At 72.4% G+C, this 15676-nt stretch carries 12 protein-coding genes and 2 tRNA genes; 6 read left to right on the top strand and 8 right to left on the bottom strand.

The genetic code is table 11. The features are described from left to right. Positions 1-108: 108 nt before the first annotated feature. On the bottom strand, positions 109-915 hold the full coding sequence (gene pflA, locus ABZK10_RS15015; protein WP_353810101.1) for a pyruvate formate-lyase-activating protein: 807 nt from the start codon (positions 913-915) through the stop codon (positions 109-111). Positions 916-926: 11 nt separating this feature from the next. Further along, positions 927-3212, bottom strand: a complete 2286-nt coding sequence (gene pflB, locus ABZK10_RS15010) for a formate C-acetyltransferase (protein ID WP_353810100.1) — start codon at positions 3210-3212, stop codon at positions 927-929. A 224-nt stretch (positions 3213-3436) separates the two neighbouring features. On the opposite strand from pflB, the gene ABZK10_RS15005 reads away from it, so the two are divergent. Beyond that, entirely contained in the window at positions 3437-3832 is a 396-nt protein-coding gene (locus ABZK10_RS15005; RefSeq protein ID WP_353810099.1) for a rhodanese-like domain-containing protein, read from the top strand. A gap of 1 nt (position 3833) precedes the next feature. Here the strand turns inward: ABZK10_RS15005 and ABZK10_RS15000 are convergent, their stop codons facing one another. The 3 genes from ABZK10_RS15000 to ABZK10_RS14990 form a co-directional block, all read right to left on the bottom strand. Continuing rightward, a complete protein-coding gene (locus ABZK10_RS15000; RefSeq protein WP_353810098.1) occupies positions 3834-4481 on the bottom strand; it encodes a DUF2637 domain-containing protein in 648 nt (215 codons plus the stop codon). Between the two features lie 117 nt (positions 4482-4598). Next, a tRNA-Gly gene (locus tag ABZK10_RS14995) sits at positions 4599-4672 on the bottom strand. Positions 4673-4775: 103 nt separating this feature from the next. Then, the gene (locus ABZK10_RS14990) at positions 4776-8426 is read right to left on the bottom strand and encodes an SCO7613 C-terminal domain-containing membrane protein (protein ID WP_353810097.1); all 3651 of its coding nucleotides are present in this window, start codon (positions 8424-8426) and stop codon (positions 4776-4778) included. Positions 8427-8632: 206 nt separating this feature from the next. Between ABZK10_RS14990 and ABZK10_RS14985 the strand changes: the two genes are divergently transcribed. The 5 genes from ABZK10_RS14985 to clpX all read left to right on the top strand — a co-directional run bounded on the left by ABZK10_RS14985 (position 8633) and on the right by clpX (position 13070). Beyond that, positions 8633-8707, top strand: a tRNA-Pro gene (locus ABZK10_RS14985). 48 nt (positions 8708-8755) lie between these two features. Further along, complete coding sequence (gene tig, locus ABZK10_RS14980) at positions 8756-10183, top strand: trigger factor (protein ID WP_353810096.1); 1428 nt, start codon at positions 8756-8758, stop codon at positions 10181-10183. A 149-nt stretch (positions 10184-10332) separates the two neighbouring features. Then, entirely contained in the window at positions 10333-10950 is a 618-nt protein-coding gene (locus tag ABZK10_RS14975) for an ATP-dependent Clp protease proteolytic subunit (protein ID WP_353810095.1), read from the top strand. 30 nt (positions 10951-10980) lie between these two features. Beyond that, on the top strand, positions 10981-11652 hold the full coding sequence (locus ABZK10_RS14970) for an ATP-dependent Clp protease proteolytic subunit (protein WP_353810094.1): 672 nt from the start codon (positions 10981-10983) through the stop codon (positions 11650-11652). A 140-nt stretch (positions 11653-11792) separates the two neighbouring features. Then, positions 11793-13070, top strand: a complete 1278-nt coding sequence (gene clpX, locus ABZK10_RS14965) for an ATP-dependent Clp protease ATP-binding subunit ClpX (RefSeq protein ID WP_353810093.1) — start codon at positions 11793-11795, stop codon at positions 13068-13070. Positions 13071-13082: 12 nt separating this feature from the next. Here the strand turns inward: clpX and ABZK10_RS14960 are convergent, their stop codons facing one another. The 3 genes from ABZK10_RS14960 to sepH form a co-directional block, all read right to left on the bottom strand. After that, entirely contained in the window at positions 13083-14057 is a 975-nt protein-coding gene (locus ABZK10_RS14960) for a phosphotransferase family protein (RefSeq protein WP_353810092.1), read from the bottom strand. Between the two features lie 20 nt (positions 14058-14077). After that, entirely contained in the window at positions 14078-14362 is a 285-nt protein-coding gene (locus ABZK10_RS14955; protein ID WP_353810091.1) for a hypothetical protein, read from the bottom strand. Between the two features lie 112 nt (positions 14363-14474). Continuing rightward, positions 14475-15671 (bottom strand): septation protein SepH, encoded by a 1197-nt coding sequence (sepH, locus tag ABZK10_RS14950; RefSeq protein WP_353810090.1) that lies wholly within the window; start codon positions 15669-15671, stop codon positions 14475-14477. Positions 15672-15676: the final 5 nt, after the last annotated feature.

The raw sequence follows: 15676 nt of genomic DNA, 5'->3' as shown, positions 1-15676 counted from the left end.
TACTCGTATGCCTGGTCGGCAGCGCTTTCCGCAGCGGTCTCGGGCGCTGCTCGGCCCCCGACCGGCCCGCCCGGTCGACCACCACCGCGACCGGGCCGGGCCGGCGTCTCAGGCCACCGGCACGCCAGACCGGCGGAACCGCGCGCGCACCGCGTCGACCTGGGCGGCGTCGGGCGGGCGCGTGCCGGCGAGCGAGTAGTCGGCGCCGATGCGCTCCCACTTGTCGGCGCCCATCTGGTGGAACGGCAGCACCTCGAGGCGCTCCACGTTCGGCCACCGCGAGACGATGCGCGCCACGGCGTCGACGTTCTCATCGGCGTCGGTGAGCCCGGGCACGAGCACGAACCGCACCCACACGCGCGTGCCGCGTGCGGCGAGGCGGTCGCCGAACGCGATCGTCGGCTCGAGGTCGACGCCGGTGACGTCGCGGTAGGTGCCGGGGAGCCCCGACTTCACGTCGAGCAGCACGAGGTCGACGTCGTCGAGCATCGCGTCGTCGGCCTTCGCCCCGAGGTACCCGCTCGTGTCGAGCGCGGTGTGCACGCCCAGGGCGGATGCCTCGTGCAGCACGCGCCGCACGAACGGCGCCTGCATCAGCGGCTCGCCGCCCGAGAGCGTGAGCCCGCCGCCCGTGGCGCCGAAGATGTCGCGGTAGCGCGCAATGCGGGCGACCAGCTCGTCGACGGTCGTGGCGGTGCCGTCGCGCAGGCGCCACGTGTCGGGGTTGTGGCAGTAGGCGCACCGCAGGGGGCATCCGTTCAGGAACACCGTGAGGCGCGTGCCCGGGCCGTCGACCGCGGTCACGAGCTCCCACGAGTGCACGTTGCCGACCTCGCCGTCGCGCTGGGCGCGGAGGCGCTCGTGGCGCGCCTCCGCGAGCGCCTCGCGGCTGGGGTGGAGGGTCAGGGCGACCATGGCGGTCTCCGTCACACTCCGGCGTGGAAGGTGCGGTCGAGCACGTCCTGCTGCTGCTCGCGCGTGAGGCGCACGAAGTTCACCGCGTACCCGGACACGCGGATGGTCAGCTGCGGGTAGTTCTCGGGGTGCTCCATGGCGTCGACGAGCGTCTCGCGCCGCAGCACGTTGACGTTCATGTGGTACCCGCCGCGCGCGGTGTAGGCGTCGAGCAGGCCGACCAGGTTCGACACGCGCTCGTCCTCGGTGCGGCCGAGGCCCTGCGGCGCGACCGTCGTGGTGAGCGAGATGCCGTCCTGCGCGTCCTCGAACGGCAGCTTCGCCACCGAGAGGGCGCTCGCGAGCATGCCGTGGGTGTCGCGGCCGTTCATCGGGTTCGCGCCGGGGGCGAACGGTGCGCCCGCGGGACGGCCGTCGGGGGTGCCGCCGGTCGCCTTGCCGTAGACGACGTTCGAGGTGATCGTGAGCACCGACTGGGTGTGGATCGCGTTCCGGTAGGTCGGGTGCTGCCGCACCATCGCCATGAACTCGTGCACCAGCTCCGCGGCGATCTCGTCGGCGCGGTCGTCGTCGTTGCCGTAGGCGGGGTACTCGCCCGCGACCACGTAGTCGGTGACCAGGCCGGTGTCGTCGCGCACGGGGCGCACGGTCGCGTAGCGGATCGCCGACAGCGAGTCGGCGGCCACCGACAGGCCGGCGATGCCGCAGGCCATGGTGCGCACCACGTCGCGGTCGTGCAGCGCCATCTCGAGCCGCTCGTACGCGTACTTGTCGTGCATGAAGTGGATGGTGTTCAGCGCGTCGACGTAGGTCTCGGCGAGCCAGGCCATGGTGCCGCGGAACGCCTCGCGCACCTCGTCGTAGTCGAGCACGTCGCCCGTCGCGGGCGCCGAGATGGGAGCGACCTGGTGGCCGGAGATCTCGTCGCGTCCGCCGTTGACGGCGTACAGCAGGGCCTTCGCGAGGTTCACGCGTGCGCCGAAGAACTGCATCTGCTTGCCGACCGCCATCGGCGACACGCAGCACGCGATGGCGCTGTCGTCGCCGCATGCGTTGCGGATCAGGGCATCCGACTCGTACTGGATCGCGCTCGTGTCGATCGAGACCTGCGCGCAGAACCGCTTGAACCCCTCGGGGAGGTCGGTGCTCCAGAACACCGTCAGGTTCGGCTCGGGGGCCGGGCCCAGGTTGTAGAGCGTCTGCAGCATGCGGAACGCGGTCTTCGTGACCAGCGGACGGCCGTCGTCGCCGAGGCCTCCGAGCGACTCGGTGACCCAGGTCGGGTCGCCGCTGAACAGCGCGTCGTACTCGGGGGTGCGGAGGAACCGCACGATGCGCAGCTTGATGACGAGGTCGTCGATGAGCTCCTGCGCCAGCGTCTCGTCGATGCGGCCCGCGGCGAGGTCGCGCTCGAGGTAGACGTCGAGGAACCCGGTGTTGCGCCCGAACGACATCGCGGCGCCGTTCTGCTCCTTGACTGCGCCGAGGTAGGCGAAGTACAGCCACTGCACGGCCTCCTGCGCGGTCTCGGCGGGGCGGCGGATGTCGAATCCGTACGACTCGGCCATCGCGACGAGCTCCTGCAGGGCGCGGATCTGCTCGGCGTTCTCCTCGCGATCGCGGATGACCTCCTCGGTCGAGAACCGCATGGCGAGCTCGGCGCGCTCGGTGCGCTTGGCGGCGATGAGCGCGTCGACGCCGTAGAGGGCCACGCGGCGGTAGTCGCCGATGATGCGGCCGCGGCCGTACGCGTCGGGCAGGCCGGTGATGATGTGGCTGTGCCGGGCGCGCTTCACGCCGGGGGAGTAGGCGTCGAACACGCCCTGGTTGTGGGTCTTGCGGTACTTGGTGAAGGTCTCCTCGACGCGCTCGTCGACGTCGTAGCCGTAGGTCTGCAGCGCGCCGGCCACCATGCGCCAGCCGCCGTTCGGCATGATCGCGCGCTTCAGCGGGGCATCCGTCTGCAGGCCGACGATCAGCTCGCGCTCGCGGTCGATGTAGCCGGGAGCGTGCGAGGTGATGCTCGACGGGGTGTGCGGGTCGACGTCGTAGACGCCCTTCTCGCGCTCGGCGGGGAACATCGCGGTGAGGGTGTGCCAGACGGCCAGCGTGCGCTCGGTGGGGCCCTCGAGGAACGCGGCGTCGCCCTCGTACGGCCGGTAGTTGCGTTGGATGAAGTCGCGGACGTCGATGCCGTCCTGCCAGGGGCCCGGTGCGAAGCCGTGCCAGGCCTCGGGGTGCTCGGCGGCCTCGTCGGTCGTACCGGTCGTGGTGCGGGTCTGGTCGAGCGTGCTCATCGCGTCCTCCTCGTGGGACTCTCCCTGCGCGCCGCGAGGATCACCCGCGGTGCTCCATCGCTACCGTGGCCTGACCATTGTGGTCTGACCACACTTCCACCGTACTCCTGCCCGCTGGAAATGACCAGTGATTCGTCGTGCGTCGCTGCCGATGCGCCGGTCGCGGCCGGGTCGCATGGTGCACTCGGTCTGCGGATGAATACCCAGGGGGTATTATGGTCGGCATGAGCGATCACTCTCCAGCACTCCGCCCGTTCACCCGATTCGCCGCCGTCGTCGCCGCGGCCGTCGCGACGCTGTTCGCCCTCACCGCGTGCGCGCCGTCCGAGCCCATCGACGTGTCGGCCGACACGGTCGTGATCGACGTGCGCACACCCGAGGAGTACGCGGCGGGCCACCTCGACGGCGCCGTGAACATCGACGTGCAGTCGAGCGGGTTCGACGCGGCGATCGCCGAACTCGACCCGGAGGGCTCATACGTCGTCTACTGCCGCTCGGGCAACCGCTCGGCGGCGGCGATCGATCGCATGGAGGCGGCGGGCTTCACCGATCTGGTGAACGCGGGCGGGCTGCAGGATGCCGCCGACGCGACCGGAATCCCGATCGTCGCCGGCACCTGAGTCAGGCCGCCAGCTGCTCCTGCCGCCGGATCCACTCGACCAGGCGCTCGCGCGGTACGCCGAGCCGCTCGCTGACGCGCTCCATCGGCACGTTCGCCTCGAGCAGGGCGCGCGCCTCGGCGACGACCTGCTCCTCGTCGATCACGACGGGCTCGCCCGCATCGAGCGCGTCCAGCTCGGCCTCGAGGTCGCCGGGGTGCGCCACCGACCGCAGGAGGCCCGCCGCGACCGGCGAGCGGTGCCGCGTGAACACGGTGTGCACCGCGAGGTGCGCGGTGAACGCCAGCGCGATGGGCGGCACGGCCGAGATGACCACGGCGGGCCACACGCCGAGCGCGAGCGACGACGCCGGCAGCGCGAGCACGTGCACCGCGTTGCCGGCGACCGTCGCGACGATGAACACCCAGAACGTCACCCAGGTCAACGCGCGCGACGTGTCGGGCAGCAGCACGGCGATGAGCGTCGCTGCCACGACCGGCAGGTCGACGATCAGCGGGAACACCCACGCCCGCTCGGGCGGGATGCCGCCGGCGGCGACGGCGAGTTCGTAGAGCGCGCCGTACGAGAGGTAGAACGCGCCGACCGCGGCGGCGATGACGAGCAGGACGAGGCCGCCGCGCAGCAGGCGCGACGAGGGCGAATCGGGCACGGGGCCCTCCGTTCGGGTCACGGGGCTGGGGTCGCGGTCGACCCTACGGGCGCCCCCCGACACCGGCGCCGCGAACGGCGAACGCCCGGCACGATGCGCATCGGGCCGGGCGTGTGATGGAGGGGATGACGGGAATCGAACCCGCGTAATCAGTTTGGAAGACTGAGGCTCTACCATTGAGCTACATCCCCGCGCGCCCGTTCGGGCACTGGAACATCGTAGTACACGCGCGGGTCGACGCCGCGCAGCGACCGGAGCCGCGGTACGCCGAGGCAGGCGGGGCGACGAGCCGGCTCAGCGGAACGATCCGATGGTCGCGATCACCCGCCGCGCGGTGCGCAGCTGCCGCTCGTAGGTGGCGGCGATCACGATGAGCAGCACCCCGGCGAGCCCGAGCCACACCCACCACCACACCGCCTGGTAGAGCGCCGCGATCCACGGCCACAGCTGAGCGATCGCGTGCACCGCGAGCACGATGCCGCCGATGAGGAACGGCGCCTGGAGGCGCAGGCGCGCGCCGACCAGCAGCACCGCGAGCGACACGACGCCGAGCGCCACGACGCGCCACAGTCGCGGGTCCGTGAAGTCCGCGCCGAGTGCCGGCAGCAGCAGGACGACGAGTCCCGGTGCCAGCGTGCTCCACGAGGAGCGCTGCGGCGACCGGGCGAGGTCGGCGACACCGGCACCCAGCAGTGCGAGCGCCACGCTCGCGGTCACCGGGTCGGTCGGTCGCACGGAGTCGCCGAGGAGTACCGCGGCCGCGACGAGCACGAGCACGGCGAGCGTCGACCAGCGCACGACCGGGCCCGTGAACGGTGGCCGTTCGGCCCACGCGGTGCCCACGTGCAGGAGCGCGAGCGCCAGCAGCACGACGATCACGCGCCACTCGTCGACGGGTCCCGCCAGCTCGACGAGCACCGGTACGACCGCGATCGCGACGGATGCCGCCGCCAGCCACTCCGCCGCGGCGCGGGGCGTCGCCTCGCGCCGCACCCAGCCGACTGCGGCGGCGGCGCCCGCGACGAGCACGAGCGCGCCCCAGAGCTCCGGAGGCAGCACCGTGCCGTCGGACCGCGCCGCGGCGAAGCCGGCGACCGCGCCCACGACCGCCGTACCCGCGAACCCCATGAGCAGCGAGATCGCCGCGACACGCGCACCCGCCACGCGCGACGGGAGCACGAAGCCCGCCACGACCAGGGCCACGCCCACGCCGGCGACCGCGAGCGCGCGCGCGGCATCGTCGGCGACCGCCGCCGAGGGCAGCAGCGCCGTCGCCACCGTGCCCGTCGCGAGTGCGGTCGCCGATCGCCCGGGCGGCGGCTCGGGGTGGTGCCGCGCCGTGAGCAGCATCCAGACGGTTGCGAGCACGATCGCGAGCGGCACCGAGTACGCCTCCACCGCGTCGGCACCGAGGGTCGCTGCACCCGACCAGGCGGCGGCGACGGCCAGCACCGTCGAGCCCCATGACACGTGCCGCCACGGACCGGTGACGACGTCGCCCGCGGCCGCCGAGACGAGCACCGGCGTCGGAGCGAGCAGCAGCAGCGCGAGCCACGCCGGCTGGTCGCCGATCGCGACCAGGCCCAGCGTCGCCGCGCCGGCGAGCGCGATGCCGCCCGCCCAGACGATGCGCTGGGGGCGGGCGTCGGGGAGCAGCAGGAGCACTGCGGCGGAGATCGTGACGGCGATCGCCGCCGCCGTTCCCGCCGATTCGGCGCGGTGCAGGCCGTCGGTGACGAACGCGATCGCGGTGATGAGCGCGCCGACCGGCGCGGCGAGCGCGAGCGCCGTGCGCAGCGCCGCCGCGCGACCGGTCCACTGCCAGGCCGTGGCCGCAACGGTCACGAGCAGGGCGGCGACGCCGCGCGAGGGCTCGTCGTCGACGAACGCGGTGGCTGTCGCCGCGATCACGGCTGCGGCGGCGAGCGGCACCGCGGCGGCGAGGAGGTCCGCCTCGCGCCACGCGCGCCAGGTGAGCCCGGCGGCGAGCAGCGCCAGCGCGGCGGCCGCCGACCCCCATGAGGCGGCCGAGTCCCAGCCCTCCGGGATCCGCACGCCGAGCTCCTCGAGCAGCGCGGGCACGTCCGCGAACACCGCCACGCCGGCGATCGCGGCGATCGCCACGTGCACGGCGCCGGACGCCGCGACGGCGCCCTCGGGCCAGACGGCCCGTCCGACGAGGCGTCCTGCGATCGCCAGCACGACGACCGCGGTGATCGTCATCGCCCAGGCCACCGGGTCGGATGCCACGGCGATCGCCACGACGACCGAGAGGCCGCCGCCCGCCGCGAGCACGGTGCGCGGCGCCGCCGGAACCCGGAGCGCCGCGCACACGACGAGCGCGGCGAGGCCCGCGAGCAGGAGCACCGCGATGCAGGCCGCGCGGTCGAGGCTCGCGGCGAAGGGCAGCACGGCCGTGGCGAGCAGGGCCACCGGCACGGCGACGAACCGCCGCCCGGCGCCGAGCAGCAGCGTCATGACGAGCGTCGCGAGCGCCATGGCGGCCGCGGCGCCCGCGCCCGCGAGCGCCTGCTCGCGGGCCGCGTCGGACGCCGCGGCGAACGTGCTCGCGCCGATGCGGTCGACGACGGCCCCGACCGAGTACGGGAGCCCGGCCAGCGACGCCGCAGCCGCGACGACCAGCGCGGGCACGGCCAGCCAGGTTGCGAGACCGGAGACCCGTGGCACGGGCAGACGGCCCAGCGCGGCCGCGACGACGGCGATCCCGCCCGCCGCGGCCGGAGCCAGCACGATCGCGGTGAGTGCCGGCTGCCGCGCCGCGACCTCCAGCACGGGTGCCAGTGCCGCGGCGATGCCGGTGATGACGGCGCCCACCCGTGCGGCGTCGCGTCGCGCGCGCTCCTCGGGGTGCAGCGCCACGAGCGACCACGCCAGCCACGTGGCGGCCACGATCCCGAGCGACCAGAGGACGTGCACGTCCTCCGCCCATGGAGCCGCCGCGAGCGCCACGACGCCCCCGGCACCGCCGGCCACGACCGCGACCACGCGCGACACGCCCGCGGGCAGCAGCCATGCGAGCGTGGCGACCACGAGTGCGGCGATGCCGCCCGCCCACGCGGACGTGGCGACGTCGTCCGACACCGCCGAGACCAGCAGGAAGCACGCCGCAGGCACGAGCGCCGCGGCCGACCAGCCGGGCACGCGCACGCCGGTCGCCCAGCGTGCGCCGCCCAGCAGCGCCGCGAGCACCAGCAGCGCGGCGCCCGAGTAGGTGCGCGCATCCAGCAGGTCGGTGTCGAACAGTGCGTTCGCGCGCACGATCCAGACGTCGAGCAGCAGCAGCACGACGGCGACGACGGCGACGCCCTCGGCGGTGCCGGCCAGCCTGCGCCGGCGCAGCAGCCACGCCACGCCGAGCACGAGCACGCTCGCGAGCGCGATGATCGCCGAGCGCACCTCGAGCGAGGCGACGAGGTACGCGACGAACAGGAACACCACGGCGGCGACCGAGGTCAGGATCACGCCGATCGAGAGGAGCAGCACCTGCACGCCCGAACGTGTGCGCGCCGGCTCGGCGGGCGCGGCGTCGGGCGACGCGGACGCCGGCGGGGGAGGCGGTGGGGCCGCTGCGAGCGGTTCGCCGGAGGCATCCGCCCGCCCTGCTGCCGGGGGAGTCGGCGGGGCCGCTGCGACCTGCGGGGACGCATCCGCGGATGCCGCGCGCTGCGCGTCCCGTTCGCGCACCGCCTGCGCCGAGCGCATCTCCGCGATGAGGTGCTGCCGGCCCTGCTCGGCGTCGAAGACGCCGCGTGACGCCTGGAGCAGTTCGCCCGCCCGCGGCACGTCGAGCGCGAGCCCGCAGGCACCGCAGGTCGTCGACGTCAGCGGGGTGAAGCAGGCGGGGCACCGCGTGGTGTCGACGAGGTGCTCGGGGGCCTCGGGCCAGCGCCGGAGACCGGGGCGTGGCGCGCGCGCGTCGCTCATGGCTGAATGCTGCCAGAGCACGGATGCCGGGTGGCGGATGCCTCGCGGCTGTGGATGACCGCGTGTCGCGCCCACCCGTGCAGGGGGCCTGCCCGGCCGCCCCGCGCGCCCGCGGAACGCGTGCAGTAGACTCGTTCGGGTTCTCTCCGTGCACCGGCGCGTTTCGGCGTGCCCGCAGGGATGAGACCACGAGTTGAGTGGCGACTCGGGGCGTAGCTCAGCTTGGCTAGAGCGCCCGCTTTGGGAGCGGGAGGTCGCAGGTTCGAATCCTGTCGCCCCGACGAGTCGCACGACGTCTCGAACTTCCACGAATTCAGGAGAACCGTTCCATGCCGACCACTTCGGTTGAGAAGCTGAGCCCGACCCGCGCCAAGCTCACCATCACGGTGACGCCGGAGGAGCTGAAGCCCAGCATCACCCACGCCTACGGACACATCGCCGAGCAGGTGAACATCCCCGGCTTCCGCAAGGGCAAGGTGCCGCCGCCCATCATCGACCAGCGCGTCGGCAAGGGCGCCGTGCTCGAGCACGCGGTCAACGAGGGCCTCGACGGCTTCTACCGCTCGGCCATCGAGGAGCACAAGCTGCGCCCGCTCGGCCGCCCCGAGGCCGACATCGTCGAGTGGCCCAGCGACAAGGACTTCTCGGGCGACCTGCTGCTCGCCATCGAGGTCGACGTGCGCCCCGAGATCGAGCTGCCTGAGTACGCCGGCGTCGAGCTGACCGTCGACGCGGTCGAGGTCGGCGACGACGAGGTGGCCGAGGAGCTCGATCGCCTGCGCACGCGCTTCGGCACGCTCATCACGGTCGACCGTCCCGCCACGACCGGCGACTTCGTGACCCTCGACCTGGTCGCGACCATCGAGGGCGCCGAGGTCGACACCGCCTCGGGCGTGTCCTACGAGATCGGCTCGGGCGAGCTGCTCGAGGGCATCGACGAGGCGCTCGAGTCGCTGACCGCCGGCGAGACCACGACCTTCGCGTCGAACCTGCTCGGTGGCGACCACCAGGGCGAGACCGCCGAGATCACCGTCAACGTCACCGCCGTCAAGGAGCGCGAGCTCCCCGAGGCCGACGACGACTTCGCGCAGATCGCCAGCGAGTTCGACACCCTCGACGAGCTCAAGGCGAGCCTCGTCGAGCAGGTCTCGAAGTCGAAGGTCTTCGGCCAGGGCACGCAGGCCCGCGACCTCCTCGTCGAAAAGCTCCTCGAGCTCGTCGAGGTGCCGGTCGCCGACTCGGTCATCGAGGACGAGGTGCACCGCCACCTCGAGGGCGAGGGTCGCCTCGAGGACGACGAGCACCGCGCAGAGGTCACCGAGTCGAGCACCAAGGCGTTCAAGACGCAGATCGTGCTCGACGCGATCGCCGAGCAGGAGTCGGTGCAGGTCAGCCAGGAGGAGCTCAGCCAGTACCTCGTGCAGGGCGCCGCGCAGTACGGCATGGACCCGAACGAGTTCGTGCAGGCGCTCAGCTCCAACGGCCAGATCCCGGCCATGGTCGGCGAGGTCGCGCGCAACAAGACGCTCGCGATCGTGCTCGGCAAGGCCGTCGTGAAGGACTCGAACGGCGCCGTCGTCGACCTGAGCGAGTTCACCGCGGTTCCGGGTGACGACGAGGCGGATGCCGCTGAGGCCGACGCCCCCGTCGAGGAGCCCGCTGCCGAGGAGGCGCCCGTCGAGGAGCCCGCCGCGGAGGAGAAGCCGAAGAAGAAGGCGCCGGCCCGCAAGAAGGCCGCCGCGAAGGACGCCGAGTAGGCGCCACGCGCACACGCGGGAGGGTCGGATGCCACGAGGCATCCGGCCCTCTCGCCGTCTGCGCCGACCGTGCCGGCGGGCGCCGCCGCGACACGTCCTCCGCCCACGGCGAACAGCACGACCCGGCCGAATCGGAGCGGATAGATTCGATGCCGAACGCGATTACCGAAATGGAGCGACACATGGCCGAACCGGCACTGCAGCCCAGTGTTTTCGATCGACTGCTGAAGGACCGCATCATCTGGCTGGGTTCGGAGGTGCGCGACGACAACGCGAACGAGATCGCCGCGAAGCTCCTGCTCCTCGCCGCCGAGGACCCGAAGAAGGACATCTACCTCTACATCAACTCGCCCGGCGGCTCGATCACCGCCGGCATGGCGATCTACGACACGATGCAGTTCGTGCCGAACGACATCGTCACGGTCGGCATCGGCATGGCGGCCTCGATGGGCCAGCTGCTGCTCACCGCGGGCGCCAAGGGCAAGCGGTACATCACCCCGAACGCCCGCGTGCTGCTCCACCAGCCGCACGGCGGCTTCGGCGGCACCGCGAGCGACATCCAGACGCAGGCGCAGCTCATCCTCGACATGAAGCGCCGCCTCGCCGAGATCACCGCGGCCGCGACCGGCAAGACGGTCGAGCAGATCAACGCCGACGGCGACCGCGACCGCTGGTTCAACGCCGAGGAGGCCCTCGAGTACGGCTTCGTCGACGCGATCCGCGAGTCGGCGACCGACGTCTCGGGCGGCGGCGGCACGGCGGCATAGGGCATCGAGAGAAGAGAGAACGACACCCACATGAAGACTCCCGACTTCGGCGGCACCGCGCACGGCGCCCTCGCCGCCCCCGGTTCGCGCTACATCCTCCCGAGCTTCGAGGAGCGCACGGCCTACGGCTACAAGCGCCAGGACCCGTACGCCAAGCTCTTCGAGGACCGCATCATCTTCCTCGGCGTGCAGGTCGACGACGCCTCGGCCGACGACATCATGGCCCAGCTGCTGGTGCTCGAGTCGATGGACCCCGACCGCGACATCATCCTCTACATCAACTCGCCCGGCGGCTCGTTCACCGCGATGACGGCGATCTACGACACGATGCAGTACATCCGGCCGCAGATCCAGACCGTCGTGCTCGGCCAGGCGGCGTCGGCGGCGGCGGTCATCGCCGCGGCGGGCACGCCCGGCAAGCGCCTCGCGCTGCCGAACGCCCGCGTGCTGATCCACCAGCCCGCGGTCGGCCAGGCCGGCCAGGGCCAGGCGTCCGACATCGAGATCCAGGCCGCGGAGATCATGCGCATGCGCACCTGGCTCGAGGAGACGCTCGCGCGTCACTCGAAGCGCGACCAGGCGCAGGTGCATGAGGACATCGACCGCGACAAGATCCTCTCCGCGGAGGAGTCGCTCGAGTACGGCCTCATCGACCAGGTGCTGACGAGCCGGAAGACCACCCCCGCCTCGATCACCCCGTAGCATCCGCTCGACCGACGGGCGGGAGGAGCACGCGCTCCTCCCGCCCGTTCGTCGTTTCGCGACATGATCCCGCGAGTTCCGGCACAGAGTCGGCGCATCGGGTTAGGCTCGAACCGTCGCACAACCGAGGAGGCACGCACATGGCTCGCATAGGCGAAAGCGCCGACCTGCTGAAGTGCTCCTTCTGCGGGAAGAGCCAGAAGCAGGTGCAGCAGCTGATCGCGGGCCCCGGCGTCTACATCTGCGACGAGTGCGTCGAACTCTGCAACGAGATCATCGAGGAGCGCCTCGCCGAGTCGGGCGAGGAGACGCAGGGGGAGTTCGACCTCCCCAAGCCGAAGGAGATCTTCTCCTTCCTCGAGGAGTACGTCATCGGCCAGGAGCCCGCGAAGCGCGCACTGGCCGTCGCCGTCTACAACCACTACAAGCGCGTGCGCGCCCGCACGACGCTCACCTCGGCCGACCATGCGCGCGACGAGGTCGAGATCGCGAAGTCGAACATCCTGCTGATCGGGCCGACCGGCTGCGGCAAGACGTACCTCGCCCAGACCCTCGCTCGACGGCTGAACGTGCCGTTCGCCGTGGCCGACGCCACCGCGCTCACCGAGGCCGGCTACGTCGGCGAGGACGTCGAGAACATCCTCCTGAAGCTCATCCAGGCCGCCGACTTCGACGTCAAGCGCGCCGAGACCGGCATCATCTACATCGACGAGGTCGACAAGATCGCCCGCAAGGCCGAGAACCCGTCGATCACCCGCGACGTGTCCGGCGAGGGCGTGCAGCAGGCGCTGCTGAAGATCCTCGAGGGCACGACCGCCTCGGTGCCGCCGCAGGGCGGGCGCAAGCACCCGCACCAGGAGTTCATCCAGATCGACACGACGAACGTGCTGTTCATCGTCGCCGGCGCCTTCGCCGGGCTGGAGGACATCATCTCCTCGCGCGCCGGCAAGCGCGGCATCGGCTTCGGCGCCCCGCTGCACAGCAAGGACGACGAGGTCGACATCTTCAGCGAGGTGCTCCCCGAAGACCTCCACAAGTTCGGCCTGATCCCCGAGTTCATCGGCCGCCTGCCGGTCGTCACGACCGTCTCGCAGCTCGACCGCCCGGCGCTCATGCAGATCCTCACCGAGCCGAAGAACGCGCTCGTGAAGCAGTACCAGCGCATGTTCGAGCTCGACGGCGTCGAGCTCGAGTTCGACCAGGGCGCGATCGAGGCGATCGCCGACCTCGCGGTGCTCCGCCAGACCGGCGCCCGCGGGCTCCGCGCCATCCTCGAGGAGGTGCTCGGGCCGATCATGTTCGAGGTGCCCTCGAGCGAGGAGGTCGCCCGCGTGGTCGTCACCCGCGAGGCGGTCATGGACAACGCCGCGCCGACGATCGTGCCGCACAAGCCGCGACGCCAGGAGAAGTCGGCCTAGTCGTCGGGTCGCTCAGCCCGCCGCATCCGTGCGCCGGAGTACCCGGCGCAGCTCGCCCGGCGCGTACCCGCCCCAGCGGAGCAGTTCCTCGTGCGTCATCCCGTCGAGCAGCGACGTCCACGTGACCGCCCGGTTGACCGCGTGCACGGTTCGCATCGCGCGCCATTCGGCGCCGCGCGGCGGCCGCACGCCCCACTCCGCCGACCACGCATCGCGCACCGGCGCCCACGCGACGTCGCGCCGTCGGGCGATCCAGTCGCGCGGCACCGCGAGCACCTCCAGCGCGTTCGCCCACTGCCCGTCGGCGAGGTCGAACAGCCGCACGTCGTCTCCGGCGGCATGCGCGTTGCCGGGGTGGAGGTCGCCGTGGTTCCAGGCGGCCGGGTAGGGCGAATCCGCGAGCCGCCGCACCGCATCGGCGACTGCCGGGCGCGCATCGCGCAACCGCGCCGCCTCGTCGGGTTCGAGGTGTGCCGGATGCCCCGGTGCGGTCTCCGCCAGCCGTGCGACCAGGTCGTCGAAGTGATCGACGACGACTGCGCCGTCGTGGTCCGGGAGGCCCGCGGCGAGCAGTTCCGCGCGGTGATCCGCGAGCTCATGCTGGAGTCGTGCCGCCGCGACGACGAGGGCGGTCCAGGTGTCGGTACCCGTGGCACCCCTGTCGGCCAGCGAGGCGCCGTGTTCGACGGTGAGGAGCAGTCCTGCATCAGCGTCGATCGCGAGCGGTTCCGGCACGGACCCGGGGGAGCGGCGGGCGAGTTCCGCCAGGAGCCGCGACTCGAACCCGAGCGCCGGATGGTCGTGCTTGCACCAGACGCGCCCGATGTCGGTCTCCACGGTGAGCTGGGTCGACCACGGTCGCACCCGGCGCTGCAGGAGCGGACCGAGTGTGCGGATCCCCAGCGCGCCGAGGCGCTCCTGCACCCGACGTCGCGTGGCGTCTCGCCACGCGACGGAGCGCACCTGCTCCGTGAACGCGGCCACCATGCGGACAGCCTAGGGAGTGGTCAGTCGTACGTGCGTGCGACGCTCCAGCGGTGCGTGGCCGGGTCCATCACGACGTCGAAGACGAGCGAGCCCGAGCCGTCGTCGGCCGTGCCCTGGAACCTCCAGCCGGTGATGTCGAGCGGTCCGGAGACCCCGACCGCGGCGAGTGGGCGCCACCACGGGCAGGGGCCCACGAGCGTCGTCGGCCGGTCGGTCACGCGGTAGCGCACGGAGCGCCACACCAGGCGCAGGGGCTCGCCGTCGTCGCCGGTCCAGACGACGGCCTCCTCCTCCACGGTGCGCATCGGCGATCCCTCCATTCGAACATCTGTTCGAATGGTACGCGTCCATCTCGCGACACGCCAAGCACGTGCGCGGCACGCATGGGGGTACCGGCGCCGCGCGCCCGGTGCGCGGTCAGGCGGGGTCGTCGTCGCTGCGCGCGCCGAAGACGATCTCGTCCCAGCTCGGCATCGACGCACGGCCCTTCTTCGCTCCGCCGGCGGATCGCGACGACGACGTGGAGCCGTCGCTCTCGCCCGAGGCCGCCACGCGGCCCCACAGCGAGTCGCCGCCGTTCGGAGGCTGCGGCCTCGCCGCCGGCTTCGCCGGCGAGGGCTGCTTCTTGCGGTCGGCTGACTGGCGCTTCGACGGGGCGGGGCGGGGCGTGCGCGCTGCGGGAGCGGGCTCCGGCGCCTCGTCGAACTCCTCGTCGAAGGTCGCGAGGGGGATGTCGAGCGCCTGATCGGCATCGTCCGCCTCGTCCGCCTGGGCGATCGTCGCGGCCGACTCGCGCTCACCACGGCGCTTGCGCAGCGCCTCGAGCAGGTCGGCCGTGTCGCTGAGCGCCTGCTCGGGCTCGGCGGCCCGCTTGATCGCGGCGTTCGCGGCCGCAGGGCTCGACGTCTTCACCGTGCGCGCGTACGGCACCGGCTCGAGCTGGGGTGCGGTGTCCTGCTCGTCCAGGTCGTCCTCGAAGGTGAACGCACCGCTGTCGAACCGCGACGCGTCCTCCTGTTGGCTCCCGACCGCACGCAGCTTGGGGATCAGGCCCTCCTTGGGCTCGCCCGGCTGCGAGAGCGTCATGGCCTCCGAGTTGAGCGGCTGCAGGGCGCGCTTGCGCGGCTCGAAGCCCCAGCGGGCGTCGTGGTCGATGTCGTCGGCCCGGAACTCGAGCTTGACCATCCAGCCCCGGTCCTCCTCCTTCCAACTCGCCCAGCGGGTGCCGTCGGCACCGAGCTTCACGAGCCGGTCGCGGATGACGCTGCCGAACGTCGGCGGGGCGTCGGGGTCGATCTCGCCCTCGATGTGCACCGGGACCGAGAGCGCGGAGTTCACGATGTGCTCGCGTTCGGCGAGCACGGGCCCCTCGAAGCGCCGGATCGACTCGAGCGAGGCGCCGGTGAGGCTGGCCACCTCCTCGGCCGAGAGGCCGGCCCGGATGTGGGCCTGGACCTCGCGCGGCGCGAGCCGCGGGGAGTTCGCCGAATCCGGCGGCGACTGGCGGAGCTTGGACTGCACCACGTCGTCGATCGGGATCCTGAATCTCGCCCCCTCGTCGGAGGCGGCGAGCAGTGCGCCGTTCTCGACGCCGATCACCTTCAGTTCCTGCATGTCGC

This window comes from Agromyces sp. SYSU T00194 (assembly GCF_040496035.1).
GTDB lineage: Bacteria > Actinomycetota > Actinomycetes > Actinomycetales > Microbacteriaceae > Agromyces > Agromyces chitinivorans.
This window is presented reverse-complemented; position numbering and strand designations above follow the sequence as displayed.

Coding starts and splice junctions, on each gene's coding strand:
- ABZK10_RS14975 (WP_353810095.1), top strand. CDS start 10,333: ATGCCGAACGCGATTACCGAAATGGAGCGACACATGGCCGAACCGGCA.
- ABZK10_RS14970 (WP_353810094.1), top strand. CDS start 10,981: ATGAAGACTCCCGACTTCGGCGGCACCGCGCACGGCGCCCTCGCCGCC.
- sepH (WP_353810090.1), bottom strand. CDS start 15,671: ATGCAGGAACTGAAGGTGATCGGCGTCGAGAACGGCGCACTGCTCGCC.
- ABZK10_RS14990 (WP_353810097.1), bottom strand. CDS start 8,426: ATGAGCGACGCGCGCGCGCCACGCCCCGGTCTCCGGCGCTGGCCCGAG.
- tig (WP_353810096.1), top strand. CDS start 8,756: ATGCCGACCACTTCGGTTGAGAAGCTGAGCCCGACCCGCGCCAAGCTC.
- ABZK10_RS14960 (WP_353810092.1), bottom strand. CDS start 14,057: ATGGTGGCCGCGTTCACGGAGCAGGTGCGCTCCGTCGCGTGGCGAGAC.
- pflB (WP_353810100.1), bottom strand. CDS start 3,212: ATGAGCACGCTCGACCAGACCCGCACCACGACCGGTACGACCGACGAG.
- clpX (WP_353810093.1), top strand. CDS start 11,793: ATGGCTCGCATAGGCGAAAGCGCCGACCTGCTGAAGTGCTCCTTCTGC.
- ABZK10_RS15005 (WP_353810099.1), top strand. CDS start 3,437: ATGAGCGATCACTCTCCAGCACTCCGCCCGTTCACCCGATTCGCCGCC.
- ABZK10_RS14955 (WP_353810091.1), bottom strand. CDS start 14,362: ATGCGCACCGTGGAGGAGGAGGCCGTCGTCTGGACCGGCGACGACGGC.
- pflA (WP_353810101.1), bottom strand. CDS start 915: ATGGTCGCCCTGACCCTCCACCCCAGCCGCGAGGCGCTCGCGGAGGCG.